The 19200-nt window shown below is 52.0% G+C and carries 21 protein-coding genes; 13 read left to right on the forward strand and 8 right to left on the reverse strand.

The genetic code is table 11. The features are described from left to right. Positions 1–3 precede the first annotated feature (3 nt). The gene (locus BM427_RS06620) at positions 4–564 is read left to right on the forward strand and encodes an RNA polymerase sigma factor (RefSeq protein WP_090120260.1); all 561 of its coding nucleotides are present in this window, start codon (positions 4–6) and stop codon (positions 562–564) included. Positions 565–609: 45 nt separating this feature from the next. Here BM427_RS06620 and BM427_RS06625 read toward each other — a convergent pair whose 3' ends face one another. From BM427_RS06625 to lysC, 4 genes are all read right to left on the reverse strand, one after another. Next, a complete protein-coding gene (locus BM427_RS06625; protein ID WP_090120262.1) occupies positions 610–1482 on the reverse strand; it encodes a hypothetical protein in 873 nt (290 codons plus the stop codon). Between the two features lie 43 nt (positions 1483–1525). After that, a complete protein-coding gene (locus tag BM427_RS06630; protein WP_090120264.1) occupies positions 1526–2824 on the reverse strand; it encodes a glycoside hydrolase family 10-like protein in 1299 nt (432 codons plus the stop codon). Positions 2825–2828: 4 nt separating this feature from the next. Continuing rightward, entirely contained in the window at positions 2829–3119 is a 291-nt protein-coding gene (locus BM427_RS06635) for a VF530 family protein (protein WP_043953555.1), read from the reverse strand. A 217-nt stretch (positions 3120–3336) separates the two neighbouring features. Then, positions 3337–4698 (reverse strand): lysine-sensitive aspartokinase 3, encoded by a 1362-nt coding sequence (lysC, locus tag BM427_RS06640; RefSeq protein WP_090120265.1) that lies wholly within the window; start codon positions 4696–4698, stop codon positions 3337–3339. Between the two features lie 689 nt (positions 4699–5387). Between lysC and BM427_RS06645 the strand changes: the two genes are divergently transcribed. Both BM427_RS06645 and BM427_RS06650 read left to right on the forward strand, forming a co-directional pair. Continuing rightward, positions 5388–6770, forward strand: coding sequence for a diaminobutyrate--2-oxoglutarate transaminase (locus tag BM427_RS06645; protein WP_175539132.1), 1383 nt, complete (start codon positions 5388–5390; stop codon positions 6768–6770). Positions 6771–6783: 13 nt separating this feature from the next. Further along, a complete protein-coding gene (locus BM427_RS06650) occupies positions 6784–8247 on the forward strand; it encodes a pyridoxal phosphate-dependent decarboxylase family protein (RefSeq protein WP_090120269.1) in 1464 nt (487 codons plus the stop codon). An 86-nt stretch (positions 8248–8333) separates the two neighbouring features. Here BM427_RS06650 and BM427_RS06655 read toward each other — a convergent pair whose 3' ends face one another. Then, positions 8334–9353, reverse strand: a complete 1020-nt coding sequence (locus tag BM427_RS06655; RefSeq protein ID WP_090120270.1) for a HoxN/HupN/NixA family nickel/cobalt transporter — start codon at positions 9351–9353, stop codon at positions 8334–8336. A gap of 265 nt (positions 9354–9618) precedes the next feature. Between BM427_RS06655 and BM427_RS06660 the strand changes: the two genes are divergently transcribed. Then, positions 9619–10575, forward strand: coding sequence for a D-2-hydroxyacid dehydrogenase family protein (locus tag BM427_RS06660; RefSeq protein WP_090120272.1), 957 nt, complete (start codon positions 9619–9621; stop codon positions 10573–10575). 11 nt (positions 10576–10586) lie between these two features. Here the strand turns inward: BM427_RS06660 and BM427_RS06665 are convergent, their stop codons facing one another. Further along, entirely contained in the window at positions 10587–11135 is a 549-nt protein-coding gene (locus tag BM427_RS06665; RefSeq protein ID WP_090120273.1) for a winged helix DNA-binding protein, read from the reverse strand. A 251-nt stretch (positions 11136–11386) separates the two neighbouring features. Between BM427_RS06665 and BM427_RS06670 the strand changes: the two genes are divergently transcribed. From BM427_RS06670 to BM427_RS06680, 3 genes are read left to right on the forward strand one after another with little or no spacing between them, the layout of a single operon-like run. Beyond that, positions 11387–12109, forward strand: coding sequence for a DUF969 domain-containing protein (locus BM427_RS06670; RefSeq protein ID WP_090120275.1), 723 nt, complete (start codon positions 11387–11389; stop codon positions 12107–12109). After that, positions 12106–13092 carry a DUF979 domain-containing protein gene (locus BM427_RS06675; protein ID WP_090120277.1) on the forward strand — a complete coding sequence of 329 codons (987 nt, stop codon included), beginning with the start codon at positions 12106–12108 and terminating at the stop codon, positions 13090–13092. The genes BM427_RS06670 and BM427_RS06675 overlap by 4 nt, the downstream gene beginning before the upstream one ends. 25 nt (positions 13093–13117) lie before the next feature. Beyond that, positions 13118–14113: a DUF2891 domain-containing protein gene (locus BM427_RS06680; RefSeq protein WP_090120279.1), complete on the forward strand. Its 996-nt coding sequence runs from the start codon at positions 13118–13120 to the stop codon at positions 14111–14113. A 231-nt stretch (positions 14114–14344) separates the two neighbouring features. On the opposite strand, the gene BM427_RS06685 is transcribed toward BM427_RS06680, so the two are convergent. Continuing rightward, positions 14345–14749 (reverse strand): winged helix-turn-helix transcriptional regulator, encoded by a 405-nt coding sequence (locus BM427_RS06685; protein WP_090120280.1) that lies wholly within the window; start codon positions 14747–14749, stop codon positions 14345–14347. Between the two features lie 113 nt (positions 14750–14862). Between BM427_RS06685 and BM427_RS06690 the strand changes: the two genes are divergently transcribed. The 3 genes from BM427_RS06690 (at position 14863) to BM427_RS06700 (ending at position 17243) form a co-directional block, all read left to right on the forward strand. Next, the gene (locus BM427_RS06690; protein WP_090120282.1) at positions 14863–15480 is read left to right on the forward strand and encodes an FMN-dependent NADH-azoreductase; all 618 of its coding nucleotides are present in this window, start codon (positions 14863–14865) and stop codon (positions 15478–15480) included. Positions 15481–15606: 126 nt separating this feature from the next. Next, positions 15607–16533, forward strand: coding sequence for an oxidoreductase (locus BM427_RS06695; RefSeq protein ID WP_090120283.1), 927 nt, complete (start codon positions 15607–15609; stop codon positions 16531–16533). 68 nt (positions 16534–16601) lie between these two features. Continuing rightward, complete coding sequence (locus BM427_RS06700; protein WP_090120285.1) at positions 16602–17243, forward strand: SDR family oxidoreductase; 642 nt, start codon at positions 16602–16604, stop codon at positions 17241–17243. A 362-nt stretch (positions 17244–17605) separates the two neighbouring features. On the opposite strand, the gene BM427_RS06705 is transcribed toward BM427_RS06700, so the two are convergent. Continuing rightward, positions 17606–17980, reverse strand: coding sequence for a nuclear transport factor 2 family protein (locus BM427_RS06705; RefSeq protein ID WP_090120287.1), 375 nt, complete (start codon positions 17978–17980; stop codon positions 17606–17608). Positions 17981–18169: 189 nt separating this feature from the next. Here BM427_RS06705 and BM427_RS25670 point away from each other — a divergent pair, with 189 nt between their 5' ends. From BM427_RS25670 to BM427_RS06715, 3 genes are read left to right on the forward strand one after another with little or no spacing between them, the layout of a single operon-like run. Continuing rightward, the gene (locus tag BM427_RS25670) at positions 18170–18322 is read left to right on the forward strand and encodes a hypothetical protein (protein WP_167518497.1); all 153 of its coding nucleotides are present in this window, start codon (positions 18170–18172) and stop codon (positions 18320–18322) included. Between the two features lie 19 nt (positions 18323–18341). Beyond that, positions 18342–18551, forward strand: coding sequence for a hypothetical protein (locus tag BM427_RS06710; RefSeq protein ID WP_244316582.1), 210 nt, complete (start codon positions 18342–18344; stop codon positions 18549–18551). Next, entirely contained in the window at positions 18552–19157 is a 606-nt protein-coding gene (locus BM427_RS06715; protein WP_090120288.1) for a hypothetical protein, read from the forward strand. It begins immediately after the preceding gene. Positions 19158–19200: the final 43 nt, after the last annotated feature.

Below are 19200 nucleotides of genomic sequence, written 5' to 3' on the forward strand. Positions count from 1 at the left end.
ACAATGAGAGCCGGTGTGGAGGGGGAATCACTGCTTATGGCAGCGCTTAATGCCTGCCGATCGCGCCTGAAAGCCTTCATCCGTGGTCGCTCTGCGGTTCGGGACGATGCCGAAGACATCTTGCAGGAAGTGACATATCAACTGATGCAAGTGGAGCAGCCGGTGGAGAATGTCGCAGCCTGGTTGTTTCGCGCGGCACGCAATGAAATAACCGATCGGGCGCGCAAAAAACGGGAACTGCCATTATCCGGCTTTTTCACTGACGACGAGGGCGATGTTGCCGAAGATGAACTGGCGGAAACGCTGTTCGGTGTGCCGCAAAGCCCGGAAGAGGAATACCTGAAAACGCTGCTGTGGGAAGCGCTGGAGCAGGCGCTGGATGAGCTGCCTCCCGCGCAGCGCGAGGTATTCGAGAAAACGGAGCTGTACGGCTACAGCTATAAAGAACTGGCGGAGGAGTGCGGCGCCAGCCAGCAGGCGTTACTTTCCCGTAAACACAAAGCCGTGCTGTATCTACGCTCGCGCTTGCGCAGTATTTATGAGGCGCTAACGGAAGAGCCATGAAGTATGAAACGCCATTCGCCCTTGCAGCAAACCAGCGCAATATTCTTAAAAACTGAGGTGCTGCTTTATTTTGCTAAGGAAATAGTAATATTCCCGCAGCTCATATTGTTGCAGTTCGTACTCTAATGATTCATAACCGTTTTGCATGAGTCTGTCTGAGTTTTCATACTCCTCATTGCAACCGCGAATTTCAGATAGGGGCTTTTGCAGCGTTAAAGCGGTAACGAGGTTTTTATACAGATCGACAGGCGCAAGAACTGTGAAATCCGCAAAGCGATAATATTTAAAATGACTGAATTCATTAGCCCTGAGCCGTTTCCAGTTGTCGTTTTTTACAAAATCGGTGTCGAGATTAGACAAGTGTAATGAAAAGGAGAAATACCAGATTTCGGTGTGCCCGGAGTAATCCGTAATTTCGATATAGCTATGGTATCTGTTGAGTTTTCTGTCTACCGGGTTGGCGGATGCTGCATGTTTACCGCTGGCTGAAAACCAGGCGAAAAACGGCGAGCTATGAAAGCTATAAAGATCATCGTGGGCGTAACGGCGCGGAAATTTTATTCTCCGCGCACGTTTAAATGCCGGATAGATCGTTTTGCTGATGCCCAGATTATCGCGGTTTTCGAGGCCGTCAAAAAGCTGCGCCCGGCGGATACCGCCGAGCAATGGGGTAATATGAATTTTATGATCGAGCGCGATAATATCTGATAAGGCGGAATTATAGATTTTTACGCTGAAGCCAGGCGAGGCAAAAAATTTTTCCAACCCCGCGATCTTGCTGAAATAGACAATATAGTTCCCGCGTGAATTGTAGCTGGTCATGCGGGAGTTCCTTTTATTCAGCGTCAGCGAGAGGGCTGCCACGCATAGTGAGATGATCGACACCAGAACACTATTTTCTTTGATCAAAGCCAGCATGCAACGCCTCTTCGTGGACTCACCTTCTTAACTCGTGGGGGGATCATTCCCCCCAGCGCTCCCGCAAATAGTTGACCGCTTGCTGCGTCTGCGGCCGGTTCAGGTAGTCTTCGCGAAACAAAATGGTGCCGCTAATCTGTGGCAGCGATTCGTTTAAATCGAGCTGTTTTTTCAACTCCGTTACGCCGCCGTTGACCATCCAGTCCGGCTCCATCTTCGAGGGTTCACCTACTTTATACAGTGCGATGCCGATATAAAGACGCGTATGGGTGGGTTTGACGACATCGGACCACCATTTTGCCAGCACGTCATACCGCGCAGCGCTACGCGAGAAGGGCCAGTAAATTTGTGGGGCGATATAATCCAGCAATCCCTGCTGCACCCAGCGACGGGTATCGGCGAAGGATTCATCGTAAGCCGCTGCGCCACGCGTGTCGGATCCGGCCGCGTCAAAGGAGCGGTTGCGCCATACACCAGCAGGACTGACGCCAAATTCGACGCCCGGTTTCAGTTGTTTAATGGTGCGGGAAACCTGCTCAATCAGCAGCAGGGTGTTATTGCGCCGCCAGTCCGCTTTGGCGCTAAAACCCTTGCCATATTGCTGGAAGGTCTGGTTGTCATTCAGTTGTGAACCGGGCGTTTCGGTATAGAAATAGTCATCAAACTGTACGCCATCGACAGGGTAATGGGTAACCACTTCGGCCACAATGCTGGTTATCCAGTCGCGCACATCCGGAATACCAGGATCGAGCACCAGGCGGTCACCGGCTGTTCGGATCCAGTCGCGATGCAGCACAAATATACTGGCCGGATGCAACGGGAGCGTGCGGTTAAGTGCCGCGATGGTTGCTGGCTGCGTGTTAACCGATACACGGTACGGGTTAAACCAGGCATGCACTTTCATGCCGCGTTTGTGCGCTTCATCAAGCACAAACTGCAACGGATCGTAGCCCGGATCCTGACCAATTGTACCGGTCAGCGTATCGGACCATGGCAAAATTTTAGAAGGCCACAGCGCGGTGCCGTCCGGCTTCACCTGGAAAAAGACAGTATTAATGCCAAGGCTTTTGAGTTTATCCAGTTTTTCTATCAGCGCCTGCTGCTGCATGCGAATGCGCGTATCGGCGCTGCTGACATTCACCGAGTTGACCGGCGGCCAGTCGAGGCGGGAAACCGTCGCCAGCCAGACGCCGCGGACCGGCTGTGAATTTTTATCTGTTGCAGGCAATGGCTGTTTCGACACTGGCGGTAGCGGTGTGACAAGAGATTTAGGCGGCTTGGAGGAACAACTGACCAGCAAAAGCGCAGTAGCAAAAAGGACGACTGACTTTTTAAGGGACATCTTATTAGCTCTTATTGATGATTCGACTGCGGGTCCACGGATTAAAGGTGGGCTCATCCTTGTTGACCGGGGCGGTATCATCCAGAGAATCCAGATACAGCGCCTCGACTTCTGCGCGCGCCCAGGGCGTCCGGCGCAGAAACTTGAGACTGGATTTAACGCTGGGTTCGTTTTTAAAGCAATTAATATTGATGCGTTTACCCAATTCGTTCCAGCCATAACGGGCGACCAGTGCGTTGATTTGCATCTCCAGAGTGACACCATGCAGGGGATCTTTCGACGTGTGAGCAGCCATGTGAAGTCCGGTAATTTCTGCTTTTTCAGCAGGTGAGATAGGTTGTGGGGAAGGGTACAAGAAAGCCTGTAAAGCGGCAATGCCCGAGACCTGTTCTCTGCATCGTTTACGGCCCGAGTTCGCTAAGCCCCGGAGAATTGTCCTGGTTTTAGTGCTGGCAGAGCGGGGTGTCTGCCAGCACTAAGGTGGGCTTAAGCACTACGCTGGTTAATCACCGTTATTCAAACAGACGACTATGTAAGGCTTTTACGGCGTTATCCGCAACATCTGCTGGTAGCAGGAAACCGAGGCTGTGGCGTGACGCCCCGTGGCAAATCAGTCGTACAGGGTGGTTTTCCAGCCCGGCGAACACTTCGTGGCAGACACCTTCAGCCTGCGACAGCGAATTACCGATCAGGCTGACTAAAACCAGGCCGGTTTCCACTTCCACCTGGCAATGCGACGACAGCTCGGTGAGCAGAGAGGTGGTCAGCATGTTGGATTCACCGGACGTGGCGCAGGTCGCATTCAGGATCAGCGCGATACTGGTTTCTGAGGTGGTGATGGAATCGACCGCCACATCATGGCGCGCCAGCAGCGCGAAGGTATCGGCTAAAAAGCGGCATGCAGACTGCCCCTGCTCGCAGTGTAATTTCATCAGCGTTTGCTGACGGCGAACGGCCAGCGCGCGGTAACGTGGCGGGTTTTCAGCATCGCGGCAGACCAGCGTGCCACCGGCGGAAGGGTGTTTACTTGAACCGACAAAGACCGGGATATTTTTGCGCATTGCCGGTAGCAGTGTCGCCGGATGCAGCACTTTTGCGCCAAAGGTCGCCATTTCGCTGGCTTCAGAAAATGAGATCTGCTCGATGCGTTGCGCCCGAGAGACGAGACGCGGATCGGTCGTGTAGATCCCGGCGACGTCGGTCCAGATATCCACGCGCGCAGCGTGTAGCGCTTCACCCAGCAGCGAGGCAGTGTAATCACTACCGCCGCGGCCCAACGTCGTGGTCTGGCCGTTCGTCTCGCGTCCGATAAACCCCTGTGTGACCACTAATGCCTGCTCAATACGAGGACGCAGCCGTCTTTCAACGCGTTCTGCCGTGGCATCCAGCAGTGGTTCTGCGCAACCAAAGCAGTCAGTGGTGCGAATAACCTTGCGAGCATCAAACCATTCAGTCTCGACATCGCGCTCGCGCAGCACCTCAACAAACAGCAGGCTGGACATCAATTCGCCGTGGCTGACCAGCGCGTCGCTGAGCGCGGCCGAGTGGGTAGTAAAGGCTTCTTCCGCCAGGCGGCTGATGTTGTCGAGAAGGTGGTCGATCTCCTGGCGAATGGCATCCTGCTGTTGCAGGCGGGAGATAATGTTGTACTGAATGGTGCGCAGGGTTTCGATTTTGTCCAGGCGTTCCCGGCTATCAAGGCCAGCAGAAAGCTCGACTAAAATATTGGTCACGCCCGCAGATGCAGACAGAACAACCAGACGGACATCTTTATCGGCAAGAACGATGGTGGCGCTACGGCTCATCGCGTCAAAGTCAGCAACACTGGTGCCGCCGAATTTGGCAACGACGATGTGTGGAAAAGTGCGAGTCATAACAATCTCATATCAGGGCGCCATTAATTAATGGCAAGAAAATTTTCATTCTCGGCATAAGGTGAAATAACCTGTCCGGCTGCCCGGTGGTCTTTGCCTTACGAAATGTCCGCCCGCGAACATTTCTGATGACAACCCAGGATTTGCTCCCGTTGTCGATAACCGGTATTGCCTGTCACAGGTTATCGGGTGATGCGCTTTATGGCTTAAATCGTTGACTTCCTGTTTACAGTGCGACGCGCTTTGTTCAATGTTTCGCCGCACAGGGAAATTTGGAGCGGGCATATTAAGTGATTTGCCCGGCTGAATCGATATTTTCCTTACGTTTTATGCACCCGAACTGAAAAATAACGCATTAGCCGTTAATTTTCGCCGTTATTAATGACGATAGTGGGCTTTACAGGATAAAAAGCCAGCATGCAGAGCGGTAATTTCAGGCCTTTAATCCTTTGTTAGCGCTCCGCTTTGGTATTTGTAACAGAATTGCTTACAATTGAAGTAACGCAAATTCTGCACAGACGTTATTTTTGTTATTGATTTTAAAGGTGATTATCAATAAATGCCTTTAAAAATAAAAGATTGAGTCCGGCGTTAAAAAAACATATATTAGCCGCGTTTTTTTTCGAGCTAATCCCATAAACCATTATTCAATCAGAGTGAAACATCGCGCTGGTTGTAGGAGTGATATGATGACGGATAAAGTCCGTATTGATACTTTGAATGCAAATTCATTACCTCAGAACAATGAAACCTTCCTGGCACGACAAGCTGAGTTTGAATCCAATGTAAGGAGCTATCCGCGTAAATTGCCTCTGGCAATTGCCAAAGCGCAGGGCGTCTGGATCACCGATGTCGAAAATAATCAATATCTTGACTGCCTCGCAGGTGCAGGAACCATGGCTCTGGGTCATAACCATCCTGAAGTTCTGCAAAGCATCCAAAGTGTCATTACCAGTGGCTTACCGTTACATACACTGGATCTGACCACACCGTTGAAAGATGAGTTCTCTGCTTATCTGTTGTCGCTGCTGCCGGGCCAGGGCAAAGAGTATTGCCTGCAATTCACTGGTCCTTCTGGTGCTGATGCGGTTGAAGCCGCGCTGAAACTGGCGAAAAAAGTGACTGGCCGTTCCGGCGTGATCAGTTTCTCCGGCGGCTATCATGGTATGACCCATGGTGCGCTGGCGGTAACCGGCAACCTGTCGCCGAAAGAAGCGGTTAACGGCATGATGCCGGAAGTGCAGTTTATGCCTTACCCGAACGAGTACCGCTGCCCGCTGGGTATCGGCGGTGAAGCTGGCGTGAAAGCATTAACCTACTACTTTGAAAATCTGATCAACGACGTTGAAAGCGGCGTGCGTAAACCGGCTGCGGTGATCCTCGAAGCCGTGCAGGGCGAGGGCGGCGTGAATCCGGCGCCGGTTGAGTGGTTACAGCGCATCCGTAAAGTGACGCAGGAACATGGCATTGTCCTGATCATCGACGAAGTGCAGGCGGGCTTTGCCCGTACCGGTAAATTGTTTGCCTTTGAGCACGCCGGTATCGAGCCGGATATCATTGTGATGTCTAAAGCTGTTGGCGGCGGTTTGCCACTGGCCGTACTGGGTATCAAAAAGCAGTTCGACGCATGGGCGCCGGGCCACCACACTGGAACCTTCCGCGGCAACCAGTTGGCGATGGCGACCGGTCTGACAACGCTGAAGATCCTGAAAGATGACCATATTGCCGACAAAGTGGCAGCGCAGGGCGTCTGGCTGAAAGAGAAACTTGCCGGGCTGCAAAAACGTTTCCCGGTTATCGGTCATGTGCGCGGTCTGGGCCTGATGATTGGCATTGAAATCGTCAAGCCGAATGAAGCGCAGGATCACATGGGTTGCTACCCGGCGGACGGCGAGCTTTCTGCACTGCTGCAGAAAAAATGCTTCGAAAATGGTCTGATTCTGGAGCGCGGCGGTCGTAATGGTTGCGTGCTGCGCCTGCTGCCATCGCTGCTGATCAGCAATGACGAGCTGGAAATCTTCCTCGACAAGTTTGAGAACGCGTTGTTAGCAGCCGGCGTTAAGCCTGTTTAATCGGAGCAATTGAATGTCTGATGTAAATCCGATTCTTTCAGGTTCTGCGCAAAGTATTGCTGCCTATCAGGACGCCATTGAGCAGAGCACAAAAGCGGTTGTTCAGTGGCTGAAACAACCTGAGATGTACCAGGGCAAAACGGTTGAGCAGTTGCGTGAGCGCATCAATTTAGAATTTACCTCTCAGGGCCTGGGTAACCAGGCCGCGATTGAGCGCGCCGTTGAGTACTTCCTGAAAGACAGTCTTTCTGTGCATCACCCGCAGTGTGTTGCGCATCTGCACTGTCCGAGCCTGGTGATCAGCCAGGCGGCGGAAGTTTTGATCAACGCCACTAACCAGAGCATGGATTCGTGGGATCAAAGCCCTTCAGCCACCATCATTGAAATCAAGTTGATTGAATGGCTGCGCGCCCAGGTGGGTTATCAGCCAGGCGATGCCGGGGTTTTCACCAGCGGCGGCACCCAAAGCAACCTGATGGGGTTGATGCTGGCTCGCGATGCGTTTTTTGCGCGCCAGGGCCACTCTGTTCAGCAGGATGGGTTAACGGGCGATCTGAGTAAAATCAAAGTATTATGCTCTGAAAATGCCCACTTCTCGGTGCAGAAAAACATGGCACTGATGGGGCTGGGTTATCGCTCCGTGACGCGGGTTAGGACGGATAAGTTCTCCCGTATGGATCTCAACGATCTGGCAGCGAAGCTGGCGCAGGCGAAAGTGAACGGCGAACAGGTTCTGGCGATCGTTGCGACCGCCGGCACTACCGATGCCGGGGCTATCGATCCGTTAGTGGAGATTGCTGCGCTGGCGGCGGAATACCAGACCTGGATGCATGTGGATGCGGCCTGGGGTGGCGCGTTGCTGCTGTCTGAGAAATTCCGGCACTACCTGAACGGGCTTGAGTTAGCGGATTCGGTAACGCTTGATTTCCACAAGCAATTCTTCCAGACCATCAGTTGTGGCGCGTTCTTGCTGAAAGATCCGCGTCACTATCAACTGATGCGTTACCAGGCGGCTTACCTGAACTCGGACTTTGACGAAGAGCACGGTGTACCGAACCTGGTATCGAAATCACTGCAAACCACCCGTCGTTTTGATGCGCTGAAACTGTGGATGGGCCTTGAAGCGCTGGGTAAAAAGCAGTACGCCGAAATCATTGATAATGGTGTAACGCTGGCGCAACAGGTGGCAGAATTTGTCGCGCAGGAGCCGCAACTGGAGCTGGTGATGCAACCGCAGCTTGCCAGTGTGCTGTTCCGCTTCCGTCCGCAAAACGATGATATGTCCGCCGTTGCGCTGCTGAACCAGCGCATTGGCGATGCGTTGCTGGCCTCCGGGGCAGCTAACGTTGGGGTAACGGAAGCGGATGGCATCACCTGCCTTAAGCTGACCTTGCTGAACCCGACCGTGTGTCTGCAAGACGTTAAAGTTCTGCTGGCAAGCGTAAAAGCCTGCGGTGAGCAACTGCTTAATGCTTAACGGGTAATACAATATTAAAAGCCGACAACGCTGTCGGCTTTTTTTTCGGTTTTTAATTGCCTGCACATTTCAGTGTGTGGTGTTTATTAATCCGTAAAAAGCGCATCGTAACCCTTCCAGCGGTAGTTCAGTACAGAAAGCAGCCAACAGACAATAAACAATCCGACCACAAAGAACCCGGCATTACTCAGGTTATCGTTCATCACGGCGATGATATCCCAGAATCGACCATGTAAATCAAGCTCATCCACGATTAATCCCAGCGCTTCGCTGCCGCCAATAAATAACGCAACAATAACCGATGTGCCAGTGATGGTCATATTGTAATAGAGTTTGCGTTGCGGCTTGCTGAATGCCCAGCCATAGGCTTCGACCATCAGGATATTATCCAGCGTATCGATTAACGCCATGCCACTGGTAAAGAGAGCCGGGAATACCAGAATAGACCACACCGACATGCCATTTGACGCGCCGGCGGTGGAAATACCCAGTACGCCAATTTCGGTGGCGGTGTCAAACCCCAGTCCGAATAAAAAACCGACAAGGTACATATGCCAGCTTTGCGACACCAGACGGAATGTGCGGTGAAAGATCCAGCTCATTACTCCGCCGGATACAATTCTTTCTTCGGGAAGCGATGTGTCGCCATTTTTGAATTGCCGGAAAGTGCGCCAGACATTACTGAGAATAAGTAAATTCACCAGCGCGATAATGATCAGAAAAAAAGCCGATACGCTGGTGCCAATCATGCCGCCGGTTTTATGCAACCATCCCATGTTATGGCTAAACGCTGTGGCAGTTGCCGCAATGGCAATGGTAGCGAGGATAACAATCGTGGAGTGCCCCAGTGAAAACCAGGTGCCGACGCTGCACGATCTTTTTCCATGTTGCATCATTTTACGCGTCACATTATCGATGGCGGCGATGTGGTCTGCATCCACCGCATGGCGTAAGCCGTAGCACCATGCCAGTAGGCTTGCCGCCATCAGCGAGGCGCTATCGCCAAAGGTGAAAAATGCCCAGCCCCAGGCTGCGATATTCATCATCAGCAGCATAACGATCAACAAGCAAGCGCGTGGATTCCTGAAGAGTAACGCGGAAAACATTTAAGACCTCAACGGGTTGCGTGGTTATATGGCCAGGATATTTTGTCTTATTGCTCGATGGGGTATGTTGATATCGATCTATCCAGCGGCAATTCGCCTATTTCGGCAATAGAGGACTGTCCGTGACAGGCAGGAAGGCGTAAGACGTTTAATTCACTCATCACTTTGGTGACACTTTTCACGCTGTGGCTGGAGGCGTTGCTGAAGATTTTGCGCTGAGCGGTTGCTGCATCATCCAACAATTATTCAACATTGAGAGGGCAGAATGGCTATTCAGGTGTTAATTCCCGACGACTATCAGCGTGCCACGCAGCAGCTCCGTTTTCTGCAGCAAAATGATCAATTCCATTGTTCTGTGCTGGGCGATTTAAGCAAAGAGTCGCTGGCAGAGCGCGCATTGTTTAATGCCCAGGCATTAATCCTCATCCGGGAAAGAACCGTTGTTGATGCAGCTTTTTTGCGCCGCACACCGAATCTGAAGTTAATTAGTCAAACCGGTAAACTGGCAAAAAATGTGGATATTGACGCCTGCACGCAGGCAGGTGTTGCCGTCGTCGAAGGTGTGGGTTCTCCGGTGGCTCCCGCTGAGTTAACGTGGTTATTGATTATGGCATCCAGAAGAAAATTCGTTTCTTCGGTTAATGCCATGAAAGAGGGACGCTGGCAAACGGAAATCGGATCGGCGGTAAATAAGCAACTTTTAGGGATCCTCGGATACGGCAAAATCGGTAAGCGAATTGCCAGTTATGCACAAGCATTTGATATGCAGGTGCAGGTGTGGGGAAGCGAACGTGCGCAGGGAGAGACGCGTGCCGCCGGGGTGCGGGTGGCGGAAAATCGCGAGCAGTTTTTCGCGACTTCCGATGTGATTACCGTTCATCAACGTTTGGTAGCGCAAACGCAAGGCAATATCACTTCCGCCGACCTCGCGCTGATGAGAACGGATGCATTATTCGTCAATACCAGCCGTGCTGAACTGGTCGCCGAAGGCGCGCTTTATCACGCACTGCGCCAGGGTCGCCCCGGATATGCCGCGCTGGACGTCTACGAACAAGAGCCCGTATACAATACGCATAACCCTTACCTGGCAATGCCGAATGTGCTCTGTACACCACATCTGGGCTATGTGGAAACAGCCAGTTATGACTTATATTTCAAGACGGCCTTTGATAACGTGGTGCGTTTTTTTGCCGGTGATACCTCACACGTCATAAATCGCTGACTCACTCAGTTTCACAACGACGCAGCGGTGCGGGCGGCCGTATCGTAAAGGGATGAGATGGCGCGCAAAAGCTGCGCTGTTTCGCCAATCGATTGCCCCGGGATCCCGCTTTCCGCATGGATATTTATCAGGCAAGTTTCACGCACAGCACGGTATTTCATGCATAACGCTTTTCCTTCAGCTGTTGTGGAAAAAAAGAGTTCCTTTCCGTTTTTTTCGCTCGTCACGTAGCCTGCTTTGATCAGTTTTTTCAGCGCGTAGGTCACGACATGCGTATCTTCTACATTCAGGACGAAACAAATATCAGCCAGTTTTTTCTTGCGATTGCGATGATTCACATGGTGCAGAAGCGAGACATCAAAAGCCCCCATATCAGGTTCACCCGCCGCAGTCATACAGCGCACCATCCATTTGTTGAAGGCGTTGCTGGTCATGATCAATGCGTACTCCAGCTCCGATAATTCAGCGCAGCGCTCGGAAACCAGATGGCGTGAAGAGACGATGCGACCATCGGCAATATCGTCGCTATTTATTGATGTAGCGCTCTTTTTTGAGTTCATAACGTTCCTTATGGGAGTGTGACTCTTAGCCAAACTGTAAACTGAAAGCGATAAAATAAGAACATTTTATTGATAAATCGTTTACATGTTTTTGCGGTTCAGATATAGCTTTTCATACCGGTTCTGTGAACACCGCAGGGCTGTCGCAATACACAACATCGCTCGCCGCAATGCACCACACTTCGTTCGAATTCGAAGTATTAAAAAATTGCCATCGGCGCGCAACGCTCACTTTAGATAGGGTAAACATTATGGACGGTTCTACACTGTTGCCACTTATCGGCATACCGATAGTGGTTATTGGTTTTGCACTGCGCTTCAACCCGTTGTTGGTGGTCGTGATTGCAGGGCTGACCACTGGATTGTTAGTGGGAATGGATTTCGGGACGCTGCTGGAAACCTTTGGCGAAAAATTCGTCAATAGCCGTTCTCTGGCCACCTTTATTTTGATCCTGCCCGTAATCGGACTGCTGGAGTATTACGGTCTGAAGGAACGAGCGCAGGCCTGGGTGGCAAAGATTGCCAGCGCGACATCGGCACGGATTTTGATGCTCTATTTTATTGGGCGTGAGGGAACGGCGGCGCTGGGGCTGATGTCGCTTGGCGGGCATGCACAAACGGTTCGTCCACTGCTGGCGCCTATGGCTGAAGGCGCAGCGTTAAATGAATACGGTGAATTACCCCAACATATTCGCGACAAAATTAAGGCGCATGCCGCCGCGTGCGACAATATTGCGGTCTTCTTTGGCGAAGATATCTTTATCGCCTTCGGTGCGGTGTTACTGATCGATGCGTTCCTGAAGGAGAACGGAATTGAGGGGATTGAACCGCTGCATATTGGCTTATGGGCCATTCCCACCGCGCTTTCGGCATTGATTATTCATATGACGCGCCTGCTGCGTCTGGATGCCAGCATCCGTCGCGACGTGATGGCATGGAAAGCAGAGCAGGGCAAGCAGGAGATCGTTCAATGACGACGTTGATAACCATTAACCGCGTTTATTACCTGATCGGTTTCGTCGTGATGCTGCTGGTTGTCATGACATTACGGGATCGCGGCAATCCGAAGCGCTTTACGACGGCACTGTTCTGGTTTTTGTTCGGCGGGATTTTCCTGTTTGGCGATCTGATGGTGCAGGAACTGGGTAAATCGCTGGCCTACCGAATTATTGGCGGCGGCGTGATCGTTATCGCCTTGCTTGCGGGATTCGGGCTGGTTGGAAAAGGGCATTACAAAATGTCTACCGAAGCTGAGCGCATTGCCTCCTCGAACCGCCTGAAAAACTGGCTTTTCGTGCCAGCGCTGATAATCCCGGTAGTGACAGTGATAGGGACGTTATTCCTGAAAGGGGTTGCTGTCGGCGGCGTCTACCTCCTCGACCAGAAACAACTCACGCTGGCCGCCTTGTGCGTCGCCAGTGTCGCAGCGATTCTGACAGGTTGGTGGCTGACGCGTGGAACGCCACTGCATGCCATTCGCCAGTCCCGGCGCCTGGTGGATACCATTGGCTGGGCGCTGATCCTTCCGCAAATGCTCGCCATGCTGGGCGGCGTATTTGTGGCGGCGGATACGGGGCAGTCAGTACAAAAGGTGGTGAGCCTGTTTGTGAACCCGGATAACCGCTTCATGCTGGTGGTGATTTACTGTATTGGCATGGCGCTCTTCACCATGATTATGGGTAATGCTTTCGCCGCTTTTCCCGTATTGAGTGCCGGTATCGCCTTGCCGTTCCTGATTAATGTGCATCACGGAAACCCGGCCCCTTTGCTGGCGATTGGTATGTACGCCGGATATTGCGGTACGCTGATGACGCCGATGGCTGCAAACTTTAATATCGTCCCTGCCGCGTTACTGGAACTGAAAGATAAATACCAGGTGATTAAGATTCAGATCCCGACGGCGTTAACTCTGCTGGTGGTTAACGTGTTCTTAATGTATTTCCTCGTGTTTCGCTAAGCGCGGCGTGACTTAAGGAGTAGTTATGCAATTAACTCAACATCAGGCAGAAGCCTTTGCCCGCATGCCGTTAACCTATCTACGTCAGGAATACCCGAATCACATTATGCATTTGCTTAATGATGATGGTGATGTCTTGCCGCCACGGGAATTGCATCCCATCTTTTACGGCTGCTTTGACTGGCATTCAGCAGTGCACGGTTACTGGTTGCTGCTGCGTTGTGTGCGTCTTTATCCGGATCTGTCGTGCAAAGCGGAGATCACCGCGCTTTTTGATGAGCACCTGACGCAAGAGAAGGTGGCGCAGGAAGTGGCCTATTTTAACGCACCGTTCCGGGCCTCGTTTGAGCGTCCCTATGGCTACGGCTGGCTGCTGGCACTGGCCCAGGAACTGAAGCATTCGTCACTGCCGCAGGCGCAAGGCTGGCATCAGGTGCTGGCGCCTTTAACTGAGGATATTCGTAACCGGCTGGTGGATTATCTCAGCAAGTTGACGTATCCCATCCGGGTCGGTACACATTACAACACGGCGTTTGCGCTGGCACTGGCGCTGGATTATGCCCGCGCGCTTACGGATCGACCGCTTGAGCAGGCCATTCTGGCCTCTGCAAATCGCTTTTACCTTGCTGATACCCGGTATCCTGCGCACTATGAGCCAGGCGGCGATGAGTATATTTCGGGCGCACTGACCGAAGCGCTGTTAATGAGTAAAGTCGTCACAAACTTCCCTGCCTGGTTTGATGCGTTCTTGCCGGATGTGGCTTCGGTTTCGGCGCTGATGAATCCGGCAGAAGTCAGTGACCGTACCGATCCAAAAATTGCCCATCTGGATGGGTTAAATCTCAGCCGCGCCTGGTGTATGAAACATATTGCGAAAGCGTTACCACAAAATCATCCCGGACAGAAAGCATTAACCGATGCCGTGAAGCGCCATCTTGCGGCAAGCGTAGAACATGTGGTGGGAAGCCATTATAGCGGCGGCCACTGGCTGGCCAGTTTCGCGCTGCTGGCGCTGGAGTAAAGGGCAGGTGGGTGCAACGCCAGTGACGCTGCACCCACCCACTAACAATCAGTTATTACCCGGTATTGGGTATCTCAACTCTATATCAGGAGCATTCGTTAAATGCCTACCTGAGCGGGCCATCAAATACCCAGCAATCTCTTCTGCACTCAGGTCAGTATGTCAGATTTCAGGCTCCTGGCACCATTTTGGCCAACAATGGCTTCAATCACTGCCATAAATACACCTGACTTATCCCTCGTCCGGTTCGCGCGCGTCGTCGAAGCGTTTATGTGCTTCGGCAATGGTGAATCGGTTGTCGTTTGCCCAGTTCACGAGCGCCATCACAGGCACTAACAGTGTCCGGCCCAGTTCGGTGAGCTCGTATTCGACGCGTGGCGGAATAGTCGGATAGACCGTCCGGGTAACAATCCCGTCGCGCTCCATTCCTCGCAAAGTCAGTGTCAGCATGCGTTGGGAGATGCCTTCTATATTGCGCCTTAACTCGTTGAACCGCCTCTTCCCGTTGGCCAGCGAGGCAATAATGTAGAGACTCCATTTGTCGCCGATGCGATCGAGTATTTCGCGGGTAGCCTGACAGCCTCCCGAATCGGGGGGCGGCAGTTCTTCGGGCAGTTTTTTGTGACTCAGTGACATGGATGTGCCTTCTTGTTAAATGCAGAAAGGAATCTTAGTATCCTCTGTATCGATAGATAACCAGGGGTAAAAATATTACCTGGTATCTATTTTACACTATATAAGGAGCCACCATGAGCAAAATCCTGCTGATCACGTCCAGTCCGCGCGGGGCAGAAAGTCTTTCTACACGCTTCGCCACTGAAATTGCCAATGGCATCCGGTTGCAACTTACGGGCTCGTTGACCGTTCGCGACCTTGTCGCAAACCCGGCGCCGCACATCACGCCGGACTACATCAAGGGGCGCGTGATGGCGCCTGATGCCCGCACAGCAGGAGAGACTAAGGCTGTCGAAGGTGCCATGGAACTGGTTGATGAGTTGCGTGCTGCGGACGTAATTGTGATTGGATCGGGCATGATGAATTTCGGTCCATCTTCGCAACTCAAAGCCTGGATTGACAATATTACCTGGCCGGGAGTCACCTTCAGTTATGGAACAGGCGTACCCCAAGGACTTCTGACCGGTAAGAAGGTTTATCTGGTCACTGCTGCCGGAGGTGTTTTCTCGGAGGGAGTCTATGCACCTTTCGATTTCCAGACCAACTATCTTCTGCACATGCTCGGCTTCATCGGGTTGACCGACGTCGAACTCATCCGCATCGAGGGCACGGTGCAAGGCCCGGACGCGGCACAAGCTGCCATCGCCAATACCGAGGCGGCTGTGCAAGCCCTGTTGGCGAAGGTGGCATGACCATGACAATAAAGAAAACCATCGGCCCTTTGGCGCAGGCACGGCCACTGCGTGCAACTCTGTCCCCACGCTTAACGCAGAGATGCTTCTGTCGTTACCAGCGGCTTAACGGCGGAGGTGACTCTGATGAGTCCATGGGCCTTTGATGATATTCCGGATCAGACCGGCCGTACTGTCATTGTCACTGGCGCGAATACCGGTATCGGCTTCGAAACGGCTCGTATGCTGGCTGTCCGTGGTGCGAAGGTCGTACTTGCATGCCGGAATCTGAGCAAAGGTGAACGCGCACTCAAGCGAATCGTTGATGAGAGGCCCTCCAGGGTGCCAGCCCTGGAGGCTCTTGATCTTGCGGACCTCGATTCCATTGCGGCCTTTGCTGATCGGTTTACAACAACGCATGACAGGCTTGACCTGCTCATCAACAACGCAGGCGTCATGCTTCCCCCTCTGTCACGTACCAGGCAGGGCTTTGAGCTTCAGTTCGGCACGAATCACCTCGGCCATGTGGCGCTCACTCAGCGTCTTATGCCGCTTGTGCTCCGCACGCCACATGCGCGAATTGTCATTGTTTCGAGCTTAGCCCATCACGGCGGACACATTGCCTTCGACGACCTGAACTGGAATGACCGGCCATATAACGCACTGAAGGCCTATCAGCAAAGCAAGCTCGCGAATCTCCTTTTTGCTCTGGAGCTTCAGCGACGTCTGGCTGCGTATGGTTCCGACGTACTGGTCACGGCAGCTCATCCAGGGTGGACAAAAAGTGAGCTACAACGCCACTTGCGTCCGCACGAGCGCTTCATGGCAAGTTTTCTTAACCCCATTCTTCAGTTGAGTACGTTCGAGGGGGCGCTTAATACAATGCGTGCAGCGACTGATCCGAATGCGCCACCGGGTAGCTACTGGGGGCCAGGACGCTTCTTCGGGCACAAGGGCCCTCCGGTGCGTGCGCGTATCAACGAGCGCGCGCAGAACGAAGAGACCGCAAAGCGCCTGTGGGGCGAAACCGAGAAGCTCATCGGTCTTCAATTCGATCTACCCTCCAGACCTTAGGCTTCTCTGGCTGTGGGCAGCCCCCCGGCGTGTAAGAGCAAACAACGTCTGTTTACCCGGAATTAAAAATGAAACTCTCTCTGTTTGGTGCGACCGGTCCGACCGGAAAATACATTATCGAAGAAGCCTTTAAGCAGGGCTACAGCCTGTCGGTCTATACGCGCAATGCCAGGAAGGTTGACGCGTTCGCGGGAAAGGTCGACGTCGTCGTTGGTGACCTGCATGACACTGCAGCAATTGCGAAGTGTGTTCGCGGCGCTGATGCAGTAATCAGCGCACTCGGTCCCAACAGCCTGAAGGTCCAGGGGGACAGACCGGTCATGCAGGGTCTGTCCAATATCATCTCAGTGATGAGGCAAATGGGCGTGCATCGCCTCATCCAGATTTCCACCGCCGCATATCGCGATCCCAGGGATGGGTTCGCTCTCGGGGCACATGCGTTTGTGTTGCTGTTCAGGGTGATCGTGCCGAGGGCTTATGAAGACATCAAGGCCACGGGGGAACTCATCGCCAGTTCTGGTCTCGACTGGACACTGGTGCGGATTCCCAACCTCAAAGATGATCCTGCAAATGGCAATATTGATGTGGGCTGGTACGGGCGGAGCAAGCTCAGCATGAAACTGTCCAGAGGCAATCTGGCTAAGTTTCTTGTGGACCAGGTCACGGATAAAACATTCGTGCGCGCCGCGCCGGGTATCGCTAATCGCTGAGTAAGGAGGAATGGGAACATGCTGCGAATCGACTTAGGTACCGAAGCCCACGAGCGCGTAAGGGGAGGCCAGTATCGTGACACCCAACAGGCTCCAACGGCAGTTCAACCCGGAAGCACCTGATGTGAACTAATGTGCACTCAGTACTTCATACATGAAACAGAGCAAGTTCAAAAATGACTATCATATTGTTTTTATAGGGAAAGATTTGGGTTTGTGGAGTTACTTACCTCGATATATCATTTAACATAATATACATTATGCGCACTAACATGTAATCAGGCGAAATCCAGCATTTCGCACCTGCGATTGTGTTGCTTGTTTTATCCTGGTCTCCGGTTTTTCAGGCCTGCGCGGACCGCTCAATCCGCTTCAGGTGTTCCCTGATGAAAAATCATTTGCCAGCGATCATCTTCATTTCTGACCCATAACGATGTGCGCAATGTGCGATGCATTTTCTTTCCTGACGTACTTTGTGTGAACGTCCGGTATGTCAATAACAGCGCTCCGCTTTCGATCTGCGTTAACACGAATTCCTCAGACGTGATTTGCTGCCGGTCGGTTTCTGTCAATAACGAATCGATAACTTGCTGCCTGCCATATCGTTTTCCCGAACGACCAATCTCGAAAAAATGTTTGTGCAGAAACGTCTCAATGGCAATCTTCTGGCTGCGAATTTCTGCCCGATGAAGCAGCCGTTCGTATTGCACAATCCGCGACTGTAAATCTTCTGTCATCGTTCACCTTTTTTCATCTTCATCGATAAATGCCGAACTGCGAGTTTTCACTCCGGCATCCGATCTGTAAGCTTCATCCATTTATCGGTTGTATATAATTCATTCAGATTATTCTTAATTGTTTACCGCGTTACGCCATTTATTCTTAACATCTCAAATACATAAGAACATTAGTGATGGAGCGACTCGATGACCTTCCCCGGCCAACTCTCTGGTAACAACCTTCCCGATTACGGTCTTGCACGCAGCCTGGGCCTGGCCCCCGGTGATGATTTTGACTTTACGTCCCTGGGCAATCAACTCGACTGTACCCGCAGTTTTCACCAGGTTGGCATCATTTAACACCGGCGTAAAAGCAGCGATGAAAGCAGGATTTTACCCGAAACGTTATCCTTCAGAAGCATTACAAACTGCGTTGCAGCGTGAGCTGACGGCGGCACTGGTTAATACCTCAGCCTTTGCTGGTAGCGCGTTAACCGGAACGATCCTCAACCCTGGCAATATGAAAACCTCTGGGCAGTACATTATTGGTCTGATACAGTCATTTTCCTTTACAGGAAGTAATTGGTAGATGATGAAATATATAAAAAGAAGTCTTACGTTAAGTACTGTGGTAGCAGAGAAAATAAAAACTACCGATCCGGAACGGCTGGAGAAATTAAAGGATCGTTTAAAGGATCGGTTGGGGGTTCCTGCGGGCTGGCATATGATGGGACTGCCGTTGATTGCCAGCATGATCCTCGCGGTGTTTAGCTTCGCCCTTCCCCAACCCTTTATCTGGCTGGCGATTTTTAGCTGGCTGTCGTTGCCGCATTATGCCGTGATGGCCGCGGTGATCCCAGTATCACTGCTCTATAGCACCATTATTATTATTGCTATGGTCTTCATTTCGCGTGGTTTTTTATCGGCGATGAAGATTTATCTGTGTACGCTTTTTGTAACGTCGCTGGTCGCCATGATATTCTTTCTGACAGCCTTTATTCCGGCATTGTTTGGCGCTGAACGTCAACTGTGGTTTGTTATCAGCTCATTGTTGGGGCTAATTTTCATTGGTTGTAGCGTTAAATGTCTTAATAGCGCGATGTTTTTCCGCACTAATGCATTATATTTACACAACCGGGTCTGGCGCAAACAGCTGAATATTCAGCGTCAGAACATACTCCTTTCAAAACGATAAAATAAAGCCGCTGCGATTATTATTTCGCAGCGTCAATACCGGC

The sequence above is a fragment of the Kosakonia arachidis genome (genome assembly GCF_900116535.1).
GTDB classification, from domain to species: domain Bacteria; phylum Pseudomonadota; class Gammaproteobacteria; order Enterobacterales; family Enterobacteriaceae; genus Kosakonia; species Kosakonia arachidis.